This is a genomic window from Burkholderia sp. WAC0059, from assembly GCF_002870125.1.
In the GTDB taxonomy this organism is placed as follows: domain Bacteria; phylum Pseudomonadota; class Gammaproteobacteria; order Burkholderiales; family Burkholderiaceae; genus Paraburkholderia.
The window spans coordinates 15,169-37,480 of the sequence record NZ_PNEO01000019.1; the positions used below are offsets into that span (position 1 = coordinate 15,169).

A 22,312-nucleotide genomic window follows, 5' to 3' on the forward strand; every position below is an offset into this window, starting at 1 on the left:
TGGGAAGCCAGATACTGCCTCACATCGATCCGATTGCGCCCTCAAGGGCCGCCCCGACCATGAGCACTTCCACCCTCGCCGATCCTGTCGCCGCTCCCCTCGACGCCTCGTCCGTCGCCGAGTTCGACATCCACGGCATGACCTGCGCCGCCTGCGCGACGCGCGTCGAGAAGGCGCTCGCGAAAGTCCCCGGCGTCACGCGCGCTGCCGTCAATTTCGCCACCGAAAAAGCTACCGTCGAAGCCGACGCCCCGGTTACACCGGCCGCGCTCGTCGCCGCCGTCGAGAAGGCCGGCTACGAAGCCGCGCCCGTCACGACCGACACGGCCGAGCTCGCCATCGGCGGCATGACCTGCGCGGCCTGCGCGAACCGCGTCGAGAAAGCGCTCGCGCGCGTGCCCGGCGTGACCGGCGCGGCCGTCAATCTCGCGAACGAAAAGGCCACGGTCAACCTGCGCGGGCCGCTCACCGGCGAGCAGATGGACGCGCTCGTCGCCGCTGTGACGAAGGCCGGCTACGAGGCCACGCCGGTCCTCGCGGACGCGAGCGCGCCGGAACCCGCCCGCGCGCGCGACGCCACGCGCCGCGAGCTCGTCGCCGTGCTCGCCTCGGCGGTGCTCACGGTGCCGCTCGTCGTGCCGATGCTCGCGCACCCGTTCGGCCTGCGCTTCGAGCTGGTCCCGCTCGCGCAACTCGCGCTCGCCACGCTCGTGCAGGCCTGCTTCGGCGCGCGCTTCTATCACGCCGCCTGGAAAGCCGTGCGTGCCGGCGCCGGCAACATGGACCTGCTCGTCGCGCTCGGCACGTCGGCCGCCTGGGGCGTGAGCCTCTACGAGACGTTCGCGCATCCCGGCGACACGGCCCACCTCTATTTCGAGGCCTCGGCCGTCGTCATCACGCTGGTGCGCTTCGGCAAGTGGCTCGAAACGCGCGCGAAGCGCCAGACCACCGACGCCATTCGCGCGCTGAACGCGCTGCGTCCCGAACGCGCGCGCGTGCGCGCGGACGGCGCGGAGCGCGAGGTGCCGCTCGCGCAAGTGCGCGTCGGCACGATCGTCGTCGCGCATCCGGGCGAGCGCCTGCCCGTGGACGGCGTCGTGCTCGAAGGCCGCAGCCACGTCGACGAATCGCTGATCACGGGTGAAAGCCTGCCCGTGCCGAAGGAGCCCGGCGACGCCGTCACGGCCGGCTCGATCAACGGCGAAGGCGCGATCGCGGTGCGGACCACGGCCATCGGCGCGGAGACGACGCTCGCGCGCATCATCCGCCTCGTCGAGAGCGCCCAGGCCGGCAAGGCGCCGATCCAGCGGCTCGTGGACCGCGTGAGCGAAATCTTCGTGCCGGCGATTCTCGTCATCGCCGTGCTCACGCTCGTCGGCTGGCTGCTCGCCGGCGCGCCCGCGGAAACGGCGATTCTCAACGCGGTCGCCGTGCTCGTGATCGCCTGCCCCTGCGCGCTCGGCCTCGCGACGCCCGCCGCGATCATGGCCGGCACCGGCGTCGCCGCGCGTCACGGCGTGCTCATCAAGGATGCCGAAGCACTCGAGACGGCGCACGGCGTCACCGTCGTCGCCTTCGACAAGACCGGCACGCTGACGCTCGGCCAACCGTCGCTGAACGCGTTCGAAACGGCCGAAAACGTCGATGCCGACGCGGCGCTCGGCTTTGCCGCCGCCGTGCAGCGCCAGAGCGAGCACCCGCTCGCGAAGGCCGTGACGAAGGCTTTCGAGGCCGCGCATCCCGGCACGCAGCCGCCGGCCGCCGCCCACGCGCGCGCCGTGCCGGGACGCGGCGTCGAGGCGCGCATCGGCTCGCGGCGCTACGCCGTCGGCAGCCGCCGCTGGCTCGACGAACTCGAGCTCGCCGTCCCGCCCGAACTCGCCGCGCGCGCGCGGGAACTCGAAGCGGCCGGCCACACGATCTCCTGGCTGACCGGCCCCGCTTCCGACGAAAATGCCGATGCCGATGCCGATGCCGATGCCGTGCTCGCGCTGCTCGCGTTCGGCGACACCGTGAAGCCGACGGCGCGCGCGGCCATCGAACGGCTCGCGAAGATGGGCGTGCGCAGCGTGCTCGTGACGGGCGACAACGCCGGCAGCGCCGCCGACGTGGCGGCACAGCTCGGCATTAAGGAAGTGCACGCGCAGGTGCTGCCCGACGACAAGGCGCGCACGATCCGCGACCTGAAGATGCAAAGCGGCGGCATCGTCGCGATGGCCGGCGACGGCATCAACGACGCGCCCGCGCTCGCCGCCGCCGACATCGGCATCGCGATGGCGACCGGCACCGACGTCGCGATGCATGCAGCCGGCATCACGCTGATGCGCGGCGACCCCGCGCTCGTCGCAGCCGCGCTCGACATCTCGCGGCGCACCTGGAACAAGATCCGCCAGAACCTGTTCTGGGCCTTCGTCTACAATCTGATCGGCATACCGCTCGCCGCCTTCGGCCTGCTCAACCCGATGCTCGCGGGCGCCGCGATGGCGTTTTCGAGCGTGAGCGTCGTCACCAACGCGCTGCTGCTGCGCCGCTGGCGCGAGCGCGGCTGAACGCTCTCCCCGCCTCCCCCTCCCCGCCGCCCGCGCGCGACCGGTCCGCTGCACCGGCCGCGCGCTCAAGAATCCCGTCCGCCTGCCGTAAAACGTCCTAATCGACCGTATTCCGCAAACGATTGCGGAATACGGACGGTCCCCGTTTTATTGCAGCCGAATCGATACCATGAATTTCTCCCTCCTGCGCCGCGCAAGCGTCGGCGGACGGCTGGCGTTGCTCTCGTGCACGCTCGTCGCCGTTCTGCTCGCCGCCTTCGCGTGGGCGCTCACCGCCGCGGCCGGCCACCTCGTGGACCGCCAGGTTCGCGCGCGCATCACCGAGAAAGACCAGTCCATCGCCGCGACGATCAAGCTGTTCGACCAGACGCTCACCGCCGAAGTCGGCCGCTCGATGGCGCTGTTCGCGAGCTTTCTTCCCGCCGACTACACGCTCGACGACACGCAGAAAGTCGACATCGGCGGCGTCGCGACGCCCACGCTCAAGGCCGGCGACCAGGTGCTCAATCTCGACTTCCAGATTCCCGACCAGTTCCTGCAGCGCAGCGGCGCGATCGCCACCGTGTTCGCGCGCACCGGCGACGACTTCGTGCGCGTCACCACCTCGCTCAAGAAGCAGGACGGCTCGCGCGCCGTCGGCACGCTGCTCGACCGCGCGAGCCCGGCCTACGCGACGCTCCTCGCGAACCGGACCTACACCGGCCTCGCGACGCTCTTCGGCAAGCAGTACATCACGCAGTACCGGCCCGTCGACGACGCGAGCGGCCGCGTGGTCGGCGCGCTCTTCGTCGGCATCGACATCGGCACGCAAATGGCCGCCATCGAGGCCGGCATCGGCGCGCTGAAGATCGGCGCGAGCGGCTACTACTTCGTGATCGACGCCTCGCCGGGTCCCGCGCGCGGCCGCTTCGTCGTGCATCCGGCCGCGGCCGGCCAGCGTTCCGACGACGCGAACGCGCCCTACACGAAGATGCTCGACGCGGGCGAGGGTCAGCTCGAATACACGTCCGCCGACGCCACGCTCGGCGAAACGCATGCCCGCGCGAAGCTCGTCTCGTTCGTCACCGTGCCCGAGTGGCAGTGGCTCGTCGGCGGCGTCGCGCCCGAGGACGAGATCATGGCGGACGTGACGGCGACGCGCGACCGCTTCTTCGCGCTCGGCTTCGTGCTGGTGCTCGTGTTCGCGGCGCTGTTCGCGCTCTTCGCGCGCCGGCTCGTGAGCCGCCCGCTCGACGCCGCCGCGCACGCGGCCGGACAGATGGCCGCCGGCGACCTCAGCGTGCGGATCGGCGCCGAAGCCGGCGCGCATACCGATACGAAAGCCGGCACACGCCCGGCGCGCGCCGACGAGATCGGCCGGCTGACGCACGCGATCGACGGCATCGGCGAAGGGCTCGCGCGCATCGTCGCGCAGGTGCGCAGCGCGTCGGCGCAGATGCGCGACGGCACCGGGCGGATCGCGGCGGGCAGCGGCGAAATCGCCGCGCGCATCGCGAGCCAGGCGGGCAGCCTCGAACAGACGGCGGCCAGCATGGAGCAGATCACCTCGACGGTCCAGCAGAACGCCGACCACGCGGCGCGCGCGAACACCGTCGCGACGGGCGCGGCGCAGGCCGCGCTCGACGGCGGACGCGCGGTGGAACGCGTCGTCGCGACGATGACCGACATCGGCACGGCATCGCGCAAGATCTCGGACATCACGGGCGTGATCGAGGGCATCGCGTTTCAGACCAACATCCTCGCGCTGAACGCGGCGGTGGAAGCCGCGCGCGCGGGCGAGCACGGCCGCGGCTTCGCGGTCGTGGCGGCCGAGGTGCGCGCGCTCGCCCAGCGCAGCGCGGCGGCCGCGAAGGAGATCGGGACGCTGATCGCCGAATCGACGGCCACGGTCGATGCCGGCTACCGGATCGCGGAGGAAGCGAGCGCGACGATGCAGGGCATCGTCACGCGCGTCGAGGAAGTGCGCACCATCATCGGCGAAATCAGCGTGGCCTCGCGCGAGCAGTCGGGCGGCATCGAGCAGGTCAACGCCGCCGTGACGCAGATCGGCGAAACGACCCAGCAGAACGCGCAACTGGTCGTCGAGGCAAGGCATGCCGCCGCGACGCTCAACGAGCAGGCGGCGCATCTCGCCGAGCTCGTCAGCGTCTTCAGGGTCGGCGACGCGGACTGAAACGCACCGGCAAAATCAGGCGTGCAAGAGCAGTTTCTGCACGCGCCAGTTCAGCAGTTCGGCGACGTAGAGCACGTTCTCGTGCGGGCAGGCCATCTCGTGAATCCAGCCGAACTGCCCGAGCTCCTTGCCCGACTCGCCGAGCACGCCCAGCACCTTGCCGTCGAGCGTCAGCTTGTAGATGCGGCCCGGATACGCGTCCGCGCTATAGAGCACCGGGTTCGGCCCCGGCGAAATGCAGATGGCCCACGGCGAGCCGGGCGCGAACGTGCCTTCCTCGAGCGCCGCCTCGTCGGGCGCGTAGCCGATGGCCGGACGCGCGTTCGGCGGCACCGGCACGTCGATCGTGAACTGGCGCAGGAAGTTGCCCTCGCCGTCGAACACCTGGATGCGCCGGTTGCTGCGGTCCGCGACGTAGACCTGGCCGCGGTGGTCGAGCGCGATGCTGTGCGGCGTGTGGAACTGGCCCGGCCCCTTGCCGCGCTCGCCCCACGACTTGAGCCAGTTGCCGTGCTTGTCGACCTTCGCCACGCGCGAGTTGATGTAGCCGTCGCTGATGTAGGCGTTGTCGTCGGCGTCCCAGGCCACGTCCGTCACCTGGCGGAAGTAGCCCGGCACGGCGGGCAGCGGCGGATTCGGATGCCTGAGCGGCCCGGTGTTTTCGTCCGCCGCTTCCTGCTTGCGGCCGAACACCATCGCGACGCGACCTTCGGGCGTGAACTTGATGACCATGTCCGAGCCCTTGTCCGTCACCCAGATGTTGTCGTACCGGTCGATCTTGACCGTGTGCGCGAACGACCACGCGTAGAGGTTGCGGCCGATCTCGCGCAGATAACGGCCGTCGGGCCCGAACTCGAGTAGCTGGGCCGCGGCCGCGCCGTAGGCCGGCCCCGACGAGTTGCCGCGCGACAACACGAAGACGTGCCCCTTCGAATTGACGGCGACGCCCGAGCACTCGCCGAAATAAATGTCGAGCGGCAGGCGCAGCGGGTTGGGCACGGAATCGAAGGCAATGGTCGGCACGTCGGCGCCCGCCGACCAGGCGAGGCCCGGCGTCAACGCGAGCGCGGCGGCGCTCTCGCCCGCCATCGCGAGAAAGCGGCGCCGGCTGACGCCGCGATGTTGAAGGCCGCCGCAGCACGGACAGGACAAGGCCGGATAGTCGGAACGCATGGGTCGTCTCCCCCTTATGATTCGCCGTCGATGTCGTCCATGCCGGCCGGCGTAACCGGACCCTCGTGCCGACGCGGCGACCGCCCGGAAATCGGGCCGCCCGGTCAGGGGCCGTTTCAGTGTAGTGCATACCGGACGGGGCAAAGCCAGGGCTTGCCCTTCTTGGCACGGCCGGAATTTTTCGCTTCGGCGCGGATACGGCAAAACGGCGGCCGTAAGGAAACCGTACGGAACGGGTCGGCGGCGTGCGCGTCGCGGCAGCACCGGCGCCGCCATTCCGCGTCCACGGATAGGCGTCCGTGAATAGAATATCTGCCGCATCGCACCTGATACCGACGCACCGAGGGAGCCCGGCGACATGACCCACGTCGAGTTTTTCCATTACCTGCTGCTGCTCATCGCCGGCGCGGCCGCGCTGACCTGGCTCGCCGAGCGGCTCTCCCTCGCGCCGGCCATCGTCCTGCTGCTCGGCGGCTCGGCCGTCGCCCTCACGGGCCGGCCGGCGCCCGGCATGGACCCCAACCTCGTGCTCGAAGCCGTGCTGCCGCCGCTCCTGATGTCGAGCGCCTTCTACACGGCCTGGAAGGACTTCCGCCGCGAGCTCGCGCCCATCCTGTCGCTCGCGCTCGGCGCCGTGCTCTTCACCACCGTCGCGGTCGCCGCCGTCGTGCACGCGGTCGAGCCCGCGCTCGGCTGGGCGCCCTGCTTCGCGCTCGGCGCCATCGTCTCGCCGCCCGACGCGGTCGCCGCGAAAGCCATGCTCCGGCGCTTCCCGCTGCCGCCGAGGCTCGTCACCGTGCTCGAGGGCGAAAGCCTCGTCAACGACGCGTCCGGCCTGCTGCTCTACCAGATGGCCGTCGCGGCGGCCGTGGCCGGGCAGCTCACGCCGGGCCACGCGGCCGTGGTCTTCTCGATGCTGATGCTCGTCGGCGTCGCCGTCGGCGCGCTCGCCGGCTACGGCATGGTCTGGCTGATCGCGCGGCTGCGCGAGCCGCTCTTCTGCATCGTGCTGACGTTCCTGATGGCCTGGGCCAGCTACAGCGTGGCCGAGGACCTGCACGGCTCCGGCGTGCTGTCGGTCGTGACCTGCGGCCTCGTGCTCGGCATCCGCCAGCACGAGGTGTTCGACGCGCACGTGCGCATCAAGGCGGAGGCCACCTGGGAGGCCGTCGTCTTCGTGCTCGACGCGCTGGTGTTCATCCTGATCGGACTCGCGCTCAACGGCATGGTCGCGAAGATGGAGCGCGGCGGCACCCTGCTCGCGGCGGGCCTCGGCGTCGCGCTCGCGGCCACGGTCGCCGCCATTCTCGCGCGGCTTGCGTGGGTCGCCGCGGCGGTCTGGTTGCCGTCGAAACTGCGGTCGAAATTGCGATCGAAGCCGGACGAACGCGCCGGCCGGAGCGCGCGCGCCTGGCACTTCGGCGAAGCCGTCGTGCTCGGCTGGGCCGGCATGCGCGGCGTGGTCAGCCTCGCGGCGGCACTCGCGCTGCCCGCGGATTTTCCGGGCCGCGACGTCATCGTTTTCAGCACGTTCCTCGTCATCTTCGCGACGCTCGTCATCCAGGGCAGCACGCTCGCGCCGCTGATCCGCCTGCTGCGGCTGCGTTCGCCACAGCGCACGACGATGTCCGAACTCGAGGCGCGCTCGCACACGTTCCGCGCCTCGCTGCACGAGCTGGAGAAGATCGCGCGCGCGGCCGACGGCGGCAACGACGACGAGCGCGACATCGTCGAGCGGCTGCTCGGCGAATACCGGGTGCGCGTGCACAACAACGAAAAAGCCCATGCGGAAGGGGCCGAACACGTCGAGCGGCGCGCGAAGCACCTGCGGCTCGAACTCGACCTCGTCTCCGCGTCGCGCCAGGCGCTGCTGCTTCTGCATCAGGAAAACCGGATTCAGGACACCGTCCTGCACCGGATCGAGGCCGAACTCGATCTCGAAGAATTACGCCTGCACCGGCTGCTGGAACCCTGAGACGAAAACGGCCGGCAACGAGACGGGCCCCACCCGGCATCGGCCCCCGTCGCGTCTCCCGAATGCACCACATACGCGCATGTCCCGCCGCCGGTTTCACCTGATAGCACAACCGGTTTCGCCAGATAGAACTGCCGTCGTCGCGACGACGCTATTACGCCCGCAACGCTCAAGAGCGCGCCGTCGCGGCCGTTAACTGGACGGGCATTCGCCACAACAGGCCTCCTGAAAATCGCACGCGGCCTGTCCGTGCAGCCACGACAAAACCCGGACGGACCTATCACCATGCACACTCCCTCGGTCGGCAACCGCATTGCGCTCACTCTCAACCAGAAGCTGGCCTCGACGATCGTCGTCCTATGGATCGGACTCCTCGCTATCGGTGCCGTCGGCATCTGGCAGACTCGCGAGGCCATCATCGAGGAACGGCAGCGGCAGCTCTCGGCCGTCATCGACCAGGCAATGAGCGCGATCAACCGCTTCCACGAGGCCGCCGAACAGCACACCATGAGCGAGGCCGACGCGAAGGCGCAGGCCATCGCGGTGCTGGCCTCGCTGCGCTACGGGACGGACGGATACATCACCGTGTGCGATTCGCAGGCCGTCATCGTCATCAATCCGCTCAAGCCGGAAATCACGGGCAAGAGCATGGCGAACATGACGGACAGCAACGGCGAGCACTTCTACACGGACCTCATCTCGGCGGCCGGCAATCCGCAGGGCGGCTTCGTGACCTACTACTGGCCGAAGCCTGGCCACACGAAGCCCATCGAGAAGCTGGCCTACGCCCGGCGCTTCGCCGACTGGGACTGGACGCTCTTCACGGGCGCCTACATGGACGACATCGACGACACCGTCGTCGCCTGCGCGCTGCGCTGGCTGGCCGGCATCGCCATTGCGGGCGGCCTCGCCACGCTCATCATGGCGCTCACGCTGAGAAGCGCCCGCCGCTCGATCGGCGGCCAGATCGAGTTCGCCGTGGAAACCGCGCACCGCGTCGCCGAGGGCGACCTCGCGGTCCACGTGCCGGTCGCGCGCGGCGACACCCAGAGCCTCATGTACGCGCTGCACAAGATGCGCGACGGCCTCGTCAGCGCCATCTCGGGCGTGCGCACGAGCGCCGAGAACATCACGCTCGGCACCTCGGAAATCGCCGCGGGCAACGCCGACCTCTCGCGCCGCACCGAGCAGCAGGCGTCGGCGCTGCTCGAAACCGCGTCGAACATGAACCAGATGACGGAGAACGTCAAAAGCAACGCCGAGAGCGCCGCGCTGGCGTCGCGGCTCGCCGGCGACGCCGCCGGCATCGCGATACGCGGCAGCAGCGTGGTGAGCGACGTGGTCCAGACCATGGACGCCATCACCGCGAGCTCGCGGAAGATCAACGAGATCATCACCGTCATCGACGGCATCGCGTTCCAGACCAACATCCTCGCGCTGAACGCGGCCGTCGAGGCGGCGCGCGCGGGCGACCAGGGACGCGGCTTCGCCGTCGTGGCCGCCGAAGTGCGCAGCCTCGCGCAGCGCTCGGCGACGGCAGCGCGCGAGATCAAGCAGTTGATCGAAGATTCGGCCACCACCGTCGAGCAGGGCGCGGGCCAGGTGTCCACGGCCGGGAGCACGATGGAGGAGATCGAGCGCGCGGTCCGCCAGGTCAACGACATCCTGCGCGAGATCAGCGAGGCGTCGCAGGAGCAGAGCGCCGGCATCGAGCAGGTGAACGTGGCCGTGAACCAGATCGACAAGGTCACGCAGCAGAACGCCGCGCTGGTCGAGGAAGCCTCGGCCGCCGCCGAGTCGCTGAAGGATCAGGCGACGACGCTGCGCGAAGTGATCGGCCGCTTCTCGCTGCCCGGAGCGGTGGCCTGACGCGGCGGCGTAATCCGGCGCCCGGCGCCCGGCGCCCGGCGCGCCGACCCGCGGCGGCCTCACCAGGCGAGGTCGTCGCGCGCGCGTTCCTCGCGCAGCCGCTCGCCGTCCTCGCCCGGCGGCATGCCGAAGAGCCGCCGGTACTCGCGGCTGAACTGCGAGGGACTGCCGTAGCCCACGGCGAAGCCGACGGCGGCGACGTCTTGCGACGCGAGGAGCCGCGAGCGGGCTTCCTGCAGTCGCACCTGCTTCTGGAACTGCAGCGGGCTCAGCGTCGTCACGCGAAGGAAATGCCGGTGAAACGACGTGACGCTCATGCCGACGCGCGCGGCCAGTTCCCCGATCCGCAAGGGCTCGGCGTAATGCTCGCGAATCCAGCGGATGGCGCGGCCGATCTGCGCCACGCGGCTGTCGGCGAGACCGATCTGGCGCACCATCGGGCCCTGCTCGCCGTTGACGAGCCGCCACAGCATCTCGCGCTCGATGGCCGGCGCGAGCACGGGAATATCTTCGGGACGATCGAGTAGCCGCAGCAGCCGGACGACGGGGTCGAGCAGGTCGTCGGTCAACTCGCTCACGGCGATGCCCGGCGCCTCGGTCCCGGCCCCGGTCGCACCCAGGCGCGGGTTCGGACGCGGCGCGCCTGCCTCGACGAGCAGCGCCGCGATCCGCTCGGGCCTGAGCGTCAGGCTGACACCGAGAAACGGCGTCGCCTCGCTGGCCGCGACGACGTGACCGGAGAGCGGCAAATCGACCGAAAAGGTCAGGTACTGGCCGGCCGCGTAATCGAACACCCGGTCGCCGAGCGACACGCGCTTGGCGCCCTGCGCCACGAGCGCGAAGGCGGGTTCGGCCACGTGCCCGAACGGCGGCGTCGGCGCATCCGAGGCCGCGATCCGCACGCCCGCCAGCGCCGGATGCGCGAATGCCGGCCCCGCGTGGCGGGCGATCAGCGCCCTCAACTCGCTCATGAGACGGACATCGGGTTGTTTCAAGCCGGTTCTCCCTCGTTCGGCAATTCGGCAGTCGGTCCGGAGCCTATACCGATCCCGCCGATTCTGGAAGGATTGTGCAACAGGCTGGCAGCTTCGATCTACCGCTTGCCGCCCGCAAAATCGTTCAATAGGAAATGGCGGCACGCATCGGCGCGCGCCGTCCGTCACTTTCCTGGAGATCGACATGCCGCTCAATTCCTTCGTCACGCTGGGCCGTTCGGGACTGCGCGTGAGCCCGTTCTGCCTCGGCACCATGACCTTCGGCGAGGATCACGGCTGGGGCGCCAGCGTCGCCGATTCCGAAGCGATGATCGCCGCCTACCTCGAGCGCGGCGGCAACTTCATCGACACCGCCAACATCTACACGAACGGCCACGCCGAAAAGATCGTCGGCGACTTCTTCGCGCAGGGCAAAGGCGTGCGTGAGCGCGTCGTGATCGGCACGAAGTTCTACTGCAACCTGTTCGAGGGCGACCCGAACGGCGGCGGCGCCGGCCGCAAGGCGCTGATCCAGCAGTGCGAGGCGTCGCTGCGCCGGCTGCAAACCGATTACATCGACCTCTACTGGCTGCACAACTGGGACCGCACGGCACCGATCGAGGAAACGCTGCGCGGGCTCGACGACCTCGTCGCCGCGGGCAAGATCCGCTATATCGGCTTCTCCGACCTGCCCGCCTGGAAGATTGCGGAGGCACAGACCATCGCGCATTTCCGGGGCTGGGCGCCCGTCATCGCCGTGCAACTCGAATACTCGCTGCTCGAGCGCACGGCCGAGGGCGAGCTGTTTCCGATGGCCGCCGCGCTCGGCATGGGCGTCATGCCGTGGTCGCCGCTGAAGAACGGCTTCCTCTCGGGCAAGTTCCGCCGCGGCAACGCCGCGCCTGTCGATACGGCGCGCACGGGGCTCGTCGGCGTGCCGGAGGAACGGCACTACGTCGTCATCGAGGCGCTGTGCGAACTGGCCGACGAGATCGGCGCGACGCCGGCCGCCGTCGCGCTGGCCTGGGTCCGCAGCCGTGCGGGCGTGGCCTCGACGCTGATCGGCGCGCGTCGCCCCGACCAGCTCGCGGCCAACCTCGCCGCGCTCGACCTCGTGCTGACCGACGCGCAGATCGCGCGCCTCGACGCCGTCTCGAAACCGACGCTCAACTTCCCGGCCGATCTCAACGCGCACTGGGCGCCGATGCTGGGCTTTCCGGGCACGACCGTCGACGGCATTGCGGCGCCGTCGTCGCCGCTGCTGGCGGCAAGCGCCGCGCGTTACTGAGGACGCACGGGGGGGCATCGCGGAAGCAGGAACGGCCGGTCACGGCAGCACAAAGTGCCGGCGAGAGCCGGAAAACCCAGATCGAGTCCCAACTGGAAAGCCTGCAAAGCGAGTTGGCCCAACTGATGCTCGCCAACGGACAAACGACGGGCCTCGTATCGACGAGCGCCTGATCCGGCGACGGCCAGCCAGCGCCGGCCCCGTTCACACGCCCAGCGCGGCCTTCGCCATCAAGCCGAGCGCGATGACGATCAGCGCGACGGCGAAACCCATCTGCACGTGCGCCGGCGCCAGCCGACGCGAGACGACGCGTCCGGCCACCATCCCCGCCGCCGTCATCGCGCTGAACATCAGCGTCAGCGCGAGCGGCGGCGAGGCGCCCTGAACCAGCGTCGAGGCGATGCCGCCGCCGCCCACGAGCGCGATCACCATCAGCGAAGTCGCGACGATGCCGTGCATCGGGATGTCGGTGAGCTTGCGCAGCATCGGCACGATGACGAAGCCGCCGCCGACGCCGAGCAGCCCCGTCATCAGCCCGGTCAGCGCGCCGGTCCCGGCGAGCGCGGCGGCCACGGACCAGGTCCACGCGAGCCGTCCCGTGCCCGGATCGAGGTGGCCGACGCAGAAGCCGGACGCCGGATCGGGCGCGCCGCCGCCCAGTGCCTGGCGCAACAGGCGCAGCGCCACGACCAGCATGACGGCGGCGAACAGCGCCATCAGCAGGCGTTGCGGCAGGACGTGCGAGAGACGCACGCCGAGCGAGGTCAGCGGCACGCCGGCCGCCGCCATCAGAAACGCGGCGCGATACCGGACGAGGCCGCGCCGGAACGCCTCCAGCGCGCCGAGAGCCGCGCTGCCGGCGACGGCCACGAGCGCCACCGGCGTCGCCTGCTGCATCGGCCAGCCCATGCCGACGACGAGCGCCGGCACGGCCAGGATGCCGCCGCCCGCGCCGGTCAGGCCCAGCACCGCGCCGACGAGCGCGCCGAGCAGAAGCGAAGTCAACATGGGCGAATCCCCGGACGACGCGCGCAGCGAACCTCGCGGCGCCCAATGCCCGGGCCGGTCCGCGCCGTCATGCGTTCAAAGGCCATCGACCGGAATCCTGAGGTAGGAAATGCCGTTTTCCTCGGCCTCGGGCAGCCGCCCGGCGCGCATGTTGACCTGCACCGCGGGCAGCATCAGCACCGGCATGTCGAGGGCCGCGTCGCGCGCGGTGCGCATCGCGACGAACGCCGCCTCGCTCGTGCCGTCGCGCACGTGGACGTTCCGCTCGCGCTGCTCGGCGACGGTGGTCGAGAACCGCACGGGACGGCCGTCGGGCTGATAGTCGTGGCACAGGTAGAGCGTCGTCTGCGCGGGCAGGCTCAACACCCTGCCGATCGAGCGGAACAGCGTGCGCGCGTCGCCGCCCGGAAAATCGCAGCGCGCCGTGCCGTAGTCGGGCGAGAACAGCGTGTCGCCGACGAACGCCGCCCGCTCGACCCCGTCGCTCACCACGTAGGTCATGCAGGCGGGCGTATGGCCCGGCGTGTGCATCGCGCGCGCCGTCAGCGTGCCGATGCCGAATTCGGCGCCGTCCTCGAACAGCCGGTCGAACTGCCGCCCGTCGCGCGCGAAGCGCGGGCCTTCGTTGAAGAGCGCGCCGAACGTCTCCTGCACGCGGACGACCCCGGCGCCGATCGCGATCTGCCCGCCGAGCGCCCGCTTCAGGTAAGGCGCGGCGGACAGGTGATCGGCATGAACGTGCGTTTCGAGCAGCCAGCGCACGCTGGCGCCGAGCTCGCGCACGCGCGCGACGAGCCGCTCCGCGCTCGTCGTGCGCGTGCGCCCGGACTTCGGGTCGAAGTCGAGCACGCTGTCGATCAACGCGCATTCGCCCGTGCGGGCGTCGAGCAGCAGATAGCTGATCGTGGACGTGACCGGATCGAAGAAGCCTTCGACGACCATCGGACTCGTGGCGCTCATGCCGTCTCCATGGATCAGAACGACTGCATGATATCGCCACGAAATGACGACGGGCGGGCAAACGGGTCGGCGGCGTCGACGATCCGCTCAATACACGTCCGGCCGGCGGTCCCGCAGCACGTGGTTGAAGCTGTTCAACTGACGGTTGCGCCGCGCGGCGACGAGATTCAGGCGGGCAACCAGCACGGCCTCTTCGTGCGCGCCGGCCGGACCGGCCGCGGGCCAGCCGAAGTGATCGACGATCAGGCTGTTGCCGAGGAACGGCTGGCCGCGTTCGGTGCCCACGCGGTCGGCCGCGAGCACGAACATGCCGTTGCTGTGCGCGCCGGCCATCGCCAGCGTGTTCGCCATGACGGGCAGGTTGGCCGGCTGCGCGGGCATCGGCACCCAGTTGGTCGGCACGCACAGCGCGTCGGCCCCGGCCAGCGCCGCCATGCGGAAAACCTCGGGAAACCAGATGTCGTAGCAGATCGCGCAGGCGAGGCGGCCGAACGGCGTCTCGAAGAGCGGCACGCCGAGATTGCCGGGCTCGAAGAACAGTTGCTCTTCGCCCCACAGATGGAGCTTGCGGTAGCGGCCCGGCGCGTGGCCCGGCCGCAGGATCGCGGCGGCGTTGTAGAGCCGGTCGCCGGCGCGCTCGGCGAAGCCCGCCACGATCACCACGCCGAGACGCTCGGAAAGCGCCTGCCAGGCGCGGATCGTCTCGCCCGCTTCGAGCGTCTCCGCGAGCGCGAACGCCTCCTCGCGCGACTCGAACACGTAGCCGGAATTGCAGAGCTCGGGCAGCACGACGAGCCGCGCGCCGTCCGCGTGCGCCCGGCCGATCAGCTCGACGGTGCGCGCGACGTTCTCGTCCTTGCGGCCGATTTTCGGCTCCATCTGGATGCAGGCGGCGCCGATCACGCTTTCTTCTCCGGTTTTCATGAGGTTCTCCGCGGTTCGCCGGGCAGCGTCGGCCGCGCGTCGTTCCAGCGATGCACGCCCTCGTAGGCGTGCGCCACGCGCAGGATCGTCGCTTCGTCGAACGGCCGCCCGGCCAGTTGCAGGCCGGCGGGCAGCCCGCGCGCATCGAATCCGCACGGCAGCGACAGGGCCGGCATGCCGGTCAGGTTGAACGGATAGGTGAGGCGCCACGAGGCCGCGAGCGGGCTTTCCTCGATGCCGCCCGTGACGACGCCCGGCTGTCCGCGCTTCCAGGCCGTGACCGACGAGCCCGGCGTCGCGATGACGTCGACCTTTTGCAGCACGGCTTCGAAATCGCGGATCAGTTGCACGCGCAGTTGCTCGGCCTTCAGATAATCGGAGGCGCTGACGAGCCGGCCGATCTCGACGAGCGTGCGCACGTCGTCGGCCATCGCGGCGGTCGCGCCGTCCTGCAGCGCGCGGTCGTGCCAGGCGCTCGACGACGCCAGCTCGATCGCGTAGATGGCGCCGAGGCCGTACTTCAGGTTCGGAATCTCGAAGTCGACGATCTGTGCGCCGAGCGCCGCGAGGTCGGCGATCGCCGCTTCGACGAGACGCTCGACGTCGGCTTCGTTGCGACCGAAAAAGTGATTGCGGCATACGCCGACGCGCAGGCCCGCAATGCCCGCGTCGAGGTCCGCGCCGAAGTCGGGCACCGGCGCGGCGGCCGTCGCCGGATCGCGCGGATCGGGGCCGGCGAGCACCTGGAGCATGAGCGCCGCGTCGCGCACCGAAAGCGCGAGCGGCCCCGCGTGATCGAGCGACCAGCTATGCGGCACGACGCCCGCGCGGCTCACGCGTCCGAAGGTGGGCTTCAGGCCGACCACGCCGCACAGGCTGGCCGGAATGCGGATCGAGCCGCCCGTGTCGGAGCCGAGCGCGCCGAACGCGAGCCGCGCCGCCAGCGCCGCGCCCGAGCCGCCGCTGGAACCGCCCGGAATCCGGCTCAGGTCCCACGGGTTGCGCGTCGGCGGCGTTTCCGTGCCCCATGCGAACTCGTGCGTGCGCGTCTTGCCGATCAGCACCGCGCCGGCCGCGCGCAAGCGCGCGACGGCGGTCGAATCCTCGAGCGGAAACGCGTAGCCGGGCGCCCGGCTGCCGGCCGTGGTCGGCATGTCCGCGCTCAGGTAGTTGTCCTTCACCGCGATCGGCACGCCGTGCAGCGGGCCGCGGCACACGCCGCGCGCGAGTTCGTCGGTGAGCCGGCGCGCCGTTTCGCGCGCGTCGGCGTTCACGTGCACGAACGCCCCGACGTGCGGATCGACGGCCTCGATGCGCGCGAGCACCGCCTCGGTCACGTCGAGCGGCGAAACCTCGCCCGCGGCGAGGCGCGCGGCAAGACCGGTCAGGTCGTCGGCGAACAGGTCGTCAGCCATGCGAGGCCCCTTCTTCCGGTTCGCGGCCGCGCAGCGGATCGAACACGATGGCCGGATGCAACGCCGCAAGATCGAGCTCGCGCAGCCGCGCGATCTCGCCGGCGATGTCGCGATAGACGGCGAGGTTGTGCGTCACGCGCCCGGGGGCGAAGCGCGTGCCCATCCAGCGGGCGAGCACCGCGCTGTCCGCGGCCGGGTCGCCGTCGGGCAAGCTCGCGCCCGGGCGTTCGGCGGGCGAGGCGAGCAGCATCGCCGTCACGTCGGCCGGCGGCGCGCGGCCCGGATCGTCGCGCGTCGGCATGCCGGCGACGAACGGCGCGAGCTGATGCCGCGCGACGCCGAACACGCGGCGCAACTCGGCCACCGGGTCCGGATGCTCGTCCACGCGCAGGTCGAGCAGCGCGTACTCCTCCTCGCCCACGACCTTCAGCGCGGCGGACTGCCGGCCTCGGCGGTCGCCGCCCGCCGCCTGGCCCGCTTCGAGCGCGGCCATGAGCCGTTGCGCGAGCGGCGCGTCGACGCTCGCCTCGAACGCCCCGGCCATCGCGTCCAGCGTCTCCGGGCCGACGAGCATGTTGCCCTGGACCGTGTAGCCGGGACCGCGCCGGTCGCCGGCCCAGCCCGTGCAGGACGGCCCCGTCCACGCAACGCCGCGGCCCGCGCGATCGACGATGCCGAGCTGCCTCAGGTCTGCCGACGGATCGGTGCGCAGCACGTGTCCGAGCGCCGCCTCGGCGCTGTCGCCGGCTTCGAGCCGCTCGAGCGCGCGCAGCGCGAGATAGGGGTTGACCCAGGACTGCGTCGTCACGGCCCCGACGTTCGGCCTGAGATACGGACACATGGCGCCGACCGCGGGCACGGCGGTGCTGACGGCGACGCCGAGCTGGCCGGTTCTCGCGCAGCGCGCGACGATCGAAAAGGTCATCGTGGAACTCCGCTCGCATTCACAGGGAAAGATAGCGCGACACCGTGGCGCTCGCGAGCGCCTCCGAGGTCTCGCCCGAGGCGGGAATCTCGCCGAGCTCCATCACGGCGTAGCGGCTGGCCACCGAGAACGCGAACGGCACGTGCTGCTCGACGAGCAGCATCGCGGTGCCCGATTCGTCGCGCTCGCGGCGCAGGATGCCGCCGAGCCGCTCGATGACGGACGGCTGCATGCCCTCGGTGATCTCGTCGACGAGGATGAGCTTCGGACGCCGGATCAGCGCGCGCGCCACGAGCAGCATCTTCTGCTCGCCGCCCGAGAGCGTGCCGGCCTTCTGCTTCAGCCGTTCCTTGAGGAACGGAAACAGGTCCTCGATGCGCGCGAACATCGGCCGGAAATCGCGGTCTCGCCGCAGCGCGAGCTTCAGATTCTCCTCGACGCTCAGGTCCTGGAACAACGCCTTTTCCTGCGGAATGTAGGCCACCTCGCGCCGCGCGATCCGGTTCGGCGGCAGGCCCGCCGCCGGCTCGCCGAAGAGGGCGATCTCGCCTTCGGCCGGCCGGATGTAGCCCATCAGCGTCTTGAGCAGCGTGGACTTGCCCATGCCGTTCTTGCCGAGAATCGCGAGCACCTCGCCCGGCGCGAGCGCGAGGTCGATGCCCTTGAGCACCATCGCGTCGCCGTACCCGCTCTGCAGCGCGCGAGTGGCGATGACCGGGGTCGTCACGGCATTCGTCGGCGCGTTCATGCGTGCGCCTCCTTGCCGTCCGTACCGGCCGCGGCATGGCCCGCATAGACGGCACGCACGAGCTCCGAATGCACGACCTCGTCGACGCTGCCGTCCATCACGATACGCCCCTGGTGCAGCACGATGATCCGCGAGCTGATCTGCTGGACGAACTCGAGGTCGTGCTCGACGAGCAGCAGGCACATCCGGTAGCGCGTCGCGAGCGAGATGAAGATCTCGCCGATCTGCGTGCGCTCCTGCTTGGTGAGGCCCGCCGTCGGCTCGTCGAGCAGGACCGTGCGCGGCTCGAGCGCCAGCACCATCGCGAGCTCCAGCGCCTGCTTCTGGCCGTGCGAGAGATAGCGGCACTCGCGCGCCGACATCCGGTCGAGGCCCGTCAGGCGCAGCACGTCGAGCGCCGGCTGCGGAAGTTCGAGCGCCGGCTCGCGGCGCCAGACCGATGCCGGCGCCGCGCGAAAGCGCGCGATGCGCAGCGCCTCGCCGACCGTCAGCGAATCGAACACCGTCGCGGTCTGGAACTTGCGGCCTACGCCAAGCGCCACGCAATCGTAGGGCGCGCGCTTGCCGATCTCCGTGCCGCCCACGCGCACGCTGCCGGCCGAGCGCTCGGCGCCGTCCGCGATGCAGCGCATCAGCGTGCTCTTGCCCGCCCCGTTCGGGCCGATCAGGCTCAGCAGCTCGCCCGCGCGCGCCTCGAACGTGATGCCGTCGAGCACCTTCAGCGCGCCGAAATGCTTGCGCACGTCTTCCACGGCCAGCTCGGGGCCGGCGGTTTCCGCGCCGCCGGAAGCGTCGGAAGCGCCGAATGCGCCGGTCCTGCCGGATGCCTGGGCCGGCACGAAGCTCACCGGCACGGCCGCATCGCGGCGACGGCGGCGCGGCAGCACACTGCGCGCCGCCATGCCGACGACGGGCGCGAGACCGCGCGGCATCGCGACGATCACGACGACGAACGCGACGCCGACGAGCAGCATCCAGATGTAGGGCAAGTCGCCGCTCAGGTAGGCGCTGCCGACGTCGATCAGCAGCGTGCCGACGATCGGGCCGATCAGCGAGCCGCGCCCGCCGAGCGCTACCCAGATCACGAGTTCGGTGCCGAACACGAAGTCTGCGTACTCGGGCGCGACCACCATCTGCACGCAGGCAAAAATGAAGCCGGCGAGCGAGGCGACGAGCGCCGCGACGTCCGAGAGGCGCCGCTTGTAGCGCGACACGTTGATGCCGAGGTATTCGCAGCGCGCCTCGTTCTCGCGGATCGCGACGAGCAGCCGCCCCGCGTCGCTGTGCACGAACATCCAGGCCAGCACGGCGACGACGACGAGCAGTCCGCCCGCGATGACGAACCAGCCCTCGATCGGCAGATCGAAACTGTCGAAGCCCGACAGCCCGCTGCTCGAACCCGTGAACTCGCCGCCCGCGTAGATGCCCTGCACGAGCACGATGGGCAATACGAGCGTCACGACCGAGGCGTAGAGCGGCGAGGCGCCGTGATAGAACGCGAGCCAGCCGACGGCGCGCGAGACGAGCCAGGCGGCGACGAGGCTCGCCGCGAGCGCGCCGAGCGCGAGCGGCACCGAGAAGCCGACGTGCGTGAAGATGAGCCCGGCCGCGTAGGCGCCGACGCCGAAGAACGCCGACTGGCCGAAGGTCAGGATGCCGGTGTAGCCCCAGAGCAGATCGACGGTGACGGCGACCACGGCGTAGAGGAACGACCGGATCAGGTTGTTGACGAGGAACGAAGGCAGCAGCACGCTGCCCGCCGCGATCAGCACGAGCGCCGCGACGCCGGCCGCCACCGGCATGCGCCAGGCCGGCGCGGTCGCGCCCGGCAGGCGCAGGGTCGTATCGGAATCAGCCACGGGCGAAGCCCTCCGGACGCAGGCGCAGCAGCAGCGCCGCGAGCACGGCGATGGTGAGCCCGCCGAGCACGGGATTGACGTAGGTGCTGACCGCCACCTGCGCCCCGCCGAGAACGAGGCAGGCGACGGCCAGGCTGACGAGCGACGAACCCGACACCATGACGAGCATGAAGGCGCCGACGATCCACGGCACGCCCATGTTCGGATCGACGCTCGAGAGCGGCGTGATCAGCGTGCCGGCGGCCGAGGCGAGCGCCGCGCCCATGCAGAACGTGAGAAAGCGCACGCGCGCGCTGCTGATGCCGAGCCCGCGCGCGAGCGCCTCGTTCATGATGACGGCGCGCGTCTGCAAGCCGAGGCGCGTGCCGTTGAGCAGCGCGCCCAGCGCGAGCGCCACGACGAGCGCGACGCCGACGAGAATGAGGCGATACGCCGAATACTCGGTGCCGAGAAAGTGCAGCGCGCCGTTCACGGGGCTGTCGACCATCTGCACGCCGCGCCCGAATGCGAGCGTGATGATCTGGCCCACGATGATGCCGAGCCCCCACGTCGCGAGAATCGCGTCGAGCGGCCGCGCATAGAGCGGCCGCACCACGAAGCGCTCGACGAACATCCCGAGCGCGAACCCGATCGCGAGCGAGAACGGCAGGCTCCACCACCAGTTCAGTCCGAATTGCGCGACGATCACGCTCGCATACCCGCCCACCGTCAGAAACGCGCCGTGCGAGAAGTTGATGATCTTCATCACGCCGAAGATGATCAACAGCCCCGACGACACGATGAACAGGATCGCCGCGGTCGTCACGACGTCCAGCGAGAAGTTCAGCATGAAAGTCGCGCCGCTTCGTTTATTTCAGGCCCGGGCACTGCTCGCCCGGATCGACGTTCGGATCAGACTCGATCACCTTCAGCGAGCCGTCCGGCTGCACCTGCGCGAGATACATGGTGAGCGGCGTATGACGCTCGCGGTCCATGCGGATCGTGCCGCGCGGGCCGGCGAAGCTCACCTGCGCGAGCGCCGGGATCACCTTCGCCGTATCGAACGAACCGGCCTTCTCGACGGCCGCCTTGTAGAGGTAGATCGCCTCGTACTCGGGCACCGAGAGGTCGTTCGGCGTCTTCAGGTCCGCGCCGAAGCGCTTCTGCATCGCGGCGAGGAACGCGTGGTTCGCGGGCGAATCGATGTTGGTCACGTACGAGCCCGAGATGTAGATGCCCGAGGCGTCCTGGCCCATGCTCTTCGCCGTGCCCTCGTCCACGGCCAGGTTGCCGTACGGAATCTTGACGCCGGCCGCGCGTAGCTGCTTGGTCAGCGTCACGTTGGGCGCGCCGCCCGCCGTCGAGGTGATCAGCGCGTCGGGCTTCGCCGCCTGCAGCTTGCTGATGATCGGCGTCCAGTCCGAACCGTCCATCGGCAGGTACTCGTTACCCACCACCTTGCCGCCGTGCTTCTCGATGTAGTTCTTCGTGAAGTCGAGCATGCCGCGACCGAACGCGTAGTCGCTGCCGATCAGGAAGAACGTCTTCGCGTGGTACTGCTTCATGAAGTAGTCGACGATCGGCGCGACCTGCTGGTCCGGCACCCAGGCGTCGACGTACATGTAGCGGTTGCACGAGTGCCCTTCGTAGAACGACGTGTAGATGTAGGGAATCCGGCCGCGCGTGACGATCGGCAGGCCCGCGTTGCGCGCGGCGCTCGTCTCCATCGAAATGAGCGCGTTGACCTTCTTGTCGAAGATGAGCGAGTCGAACGCCTTCTGCGCGCCGGCCGCGCCGCTGCCGTCGTCGGCCACGACGAGCTCGACCTTGCGGCCGAGAATCCCGCCCTTCGCGTTGATTTCGTCGACGGCGAGCTGCGCCGACTGCACGACCGACGGCGCGACGACGCTGTTGGCGCCGGACAGGCCGACGGGCACGCCGATCCTGACCGTGTCGTCGGCCGCGAACGCGGCGTGACAAGCCGAGGCCATCGCCGTCGCCAGCGCGACGCGCGCGCCCAATGTCCTGAAAGAAGCAGGCAGGGAAGGGAAGAACGCTTTCATTGTGGTCCGGACTCCTCTTGACGTGGGTGGGGATCCTCTTTGCAACGCCGCCTGCGGCTTCTTCCTCGGCGAGCCGCTTCCAGCGCCGTGCACTAAATTCAAGTCTCTGGAATGACATGCAAGCAGCGTGCCACTCGAACGGTTGCCCTCGCCGGCCGTTCTTCGCGGTCGCTCCGGATTCCGCCGCCGCCCGTTCCGGAGCCCATGCGCGTCGTGCCATGCCGCGGCGCATGGGCTCGTCCCGTCGCAGAACGACATCGGGCGCGACGCACCACGGCAACGCGCAGCGCATTGCGTTGGTGCGTTTCGGCTGACAAACGCACCGCGAACGTCACTTCGGCGGACGCTTATATCGGCCACCCTGCACCGCCGAACCATCGCGCGAATCCGGGCCGCCGCTTCCGCTGCGATGCGGCATCGGGCGGCTTTC

General features: G+C 70.3%; 16 protein-coding genes. 5 read left to right on the forward strand and 11 right to left on the reverse strand.

The features are described 5' to 3' along the window. Positions 1–59: 59 nt before the first annotated feature. The gene (locus CY652_RS18545; RefSeq protein ID WP_102132185.1) at positions 60–2,549 is read left to right on the forward strand and encodes a heavy metal translocating P-type ATPase; all 2,490 of its coding nucleotides are present in this window, start codon (positions 60–62) and stop codon (positions 2,547–2,549) included. A 169-nt stretch (positions 2,550–2,718) separates the two neighbouring features. Continuing rightward, complete coding sequence (locus CY652_RS18550; protein ID WP_102132186.1) at positions 2,719–4,722, forward strand: methyl-accepting chemotaxis protein; 2,004 nt, start codon at positions 2,719–2,721, stop codon at positions 4,720–4,722. Between the two features lie 15 nt (positions 4,723–4,737). On the opposite strand, the gene CY652_RS18555 is transcribed toward CY652_RS18550, so the two are convergent. Next, positions 4,738–5,895, reverse strand: a complete 1,158-nt coding sequence (locus tag CY652_RS18555) for a peptidyl-alpha-hydroxyglycine alpha-amidating lyase family protein (protein ID WP_102132187.1) — start codon at positions 5,893–5,895, stop codon at positions 4,738–4,740. 358 nt (positions 5,896–6,253) lie between these two features. Between CY652_RS18555 and CY652_RS18560 the strand changes: the two genes are divergently transcribed. Next, complete coding sequence (locus CY652_RS18560; protein WP_102132188.1) at positions 6,254–7,870, forward strand: Na+/H+ antiporter; 1,617 nt, start codon at positions 6,254–6,256, stop codon at positions 7,868–7,870. Between the two features lie 285 nt (positions 7,871–8,155). Then, complete coding sequence (locus tag CY652_RS18565) at positions 8,156–9,739, forward strand: methyl-accepting chemotaxis protein (RefSeq protein ID WP_102132189.1); 1,584 nt, start codon at positions 8,156–8,158, stop codon at positions 9,737–9,739. A gap of 59 nt (positions 9,740–9,798) precedes the next feature. Here the strand turns inward: CY652_RS18565 and CY652_RS18570 are convergent, their stop codons facing one another. Then, entirely contained in the window at positions 9,799–10,734 is a 936-nt protein-coding gene (locus tag CY652_RS18570; protein ID WP_258002362.1) for an AraC family transcriptional regulator, read from the reverse strand. Positions 10,735–10,918: 184 nt separating this feature from the next. Here CY652_RS18570 and CY652_RS18575 point away from each other — a divergent pair, with 184 nt between their 5' ends. Next, positions 10,919–12,001, forward strand: coding sequence for an aldo/keto reductase (locus tag CY652_RS18575; protein WP_102132191.1), 1,083 nt, complete (start codon positions 10,919–10,921; stop codon positions 11,999–12,001). Positions 12,002–12,205: 204 nt separating this feature from the next. On the opposite strand, the gene CY652_RS18580 is transcribed toward CY652_RS18575, so the two are convergent. The 9 genes from CY652_RS18580 to CY652_RS18620 form a co-directional block, all read right to left on the reverse strand. Then, entirely contained in the window at positions 12,206–13,009 is an 804-nt protein-coding gene (locus CY652_RS18580) for a sulfite exporter TauE/SafE family protein (RefSeq protein ID WP_102132192.1), read from the reverse strand. Between the two features lie 75 nt (positions 13,010–13,084). After that, positions 13,085–13,969, reverse strand: a complete 885-nt coding sequence (locus CY652_RS18585) for an MBL fold metallo-hydrolase (RefSeq protein WP_102132193.1) — start codon at positions 13,967–13,969, stop codon at positions 13,085–13,087. A gap of 87 nt (positions 13,970–14,056) precedes the next feature. Then, positions 14,057–14,893 (reverse strand): nitrilase family protein, encoded by an 837-nt coding sequence (locus CY652_RS18590; RefSeq protein ID WP_102132194.1) that lies wholly within the window; start codon positions 14,891–14,893, stop codon positions 14,057–14,059. After that, positions 14,890–16,308: an amidase gene (locus CY652_RS18595; RefSeq protein WP_102132195.1), complete on the reverse strand. Its 1,419-nt coding sequence runs from the start codon at positions 16,306–16,308 to the stop codon at positions 14,890–14,892. Before CY652_RS18595 ends, CY652_RS18590 begins: the two co-directional genes overlap by 4 nt. Next, the gene (locus tag CY652_RS18600) at positions 16,301–17,233 is read right to left on the reverse strand and encodes a DUF1028 domain-containing protein (RefSeq protein ID WP_102132196.1); all 933 of its coding nucleotides are present in this window, start codon (positions 17,231–17,233) and stop codon (positions 16,301–16,303) included. The genes CY652_RS18595 and CY652_RS18600 overlap by 8 nt, the downstream gene beginning before the upstream one ends. A gap of 19 nt (positions 17,234–17,252) precedes the next feature. After that, a complete protein-coding gene (locus CY652_RS18605) occupies positions 17,253–17,981 on the reverse strand; it encodes an ABC transporter ATP-binding protein (protein WP_102132197.1) in 729 nt (242 codons plus the stop codon). Further along, a complete protein-coding gene (locus CY652_RS18610; RefSeq protein ID WP_102132257.1) occupies positions 17,978–19,783 on the reverse strand; it encodes a branched-chain amino acid ABC transporter ATP-binding protein/permease in 1,806 nt (601 codons plus the stop codon). Before CY652_RS18610 ends, CY652_RS18605 begins: the two co-directional genes overlap by 4 nt. Before the next feature lie 49 nt (positions 19,784–19,832). Further along, positions 19,833–20,669 (reverse strand): branched-chain amino acid ABC transporter permease, encoded by an 837-nt coding sequence (locus CY652_RS18615; protein ID WP_102132198.1) that lies wholly within the window; start codon positions 20,667–20,669, stop codon positions 19,833–19,835. A gap of 19 nt (positions 20,670–20,688) precedes the next feature. Then, positions 20,689–21,810, reverse strand: coding sequence for a substrate-binding protein (locus CY652_RS18620; protein WP_102132258.1), 1,122 nt, complete (start codon positions 21,808–21,810; stop codon positions 20,689–20,691). Positions 21,811–22,312 lie beyond the last annotated feature (502 nt).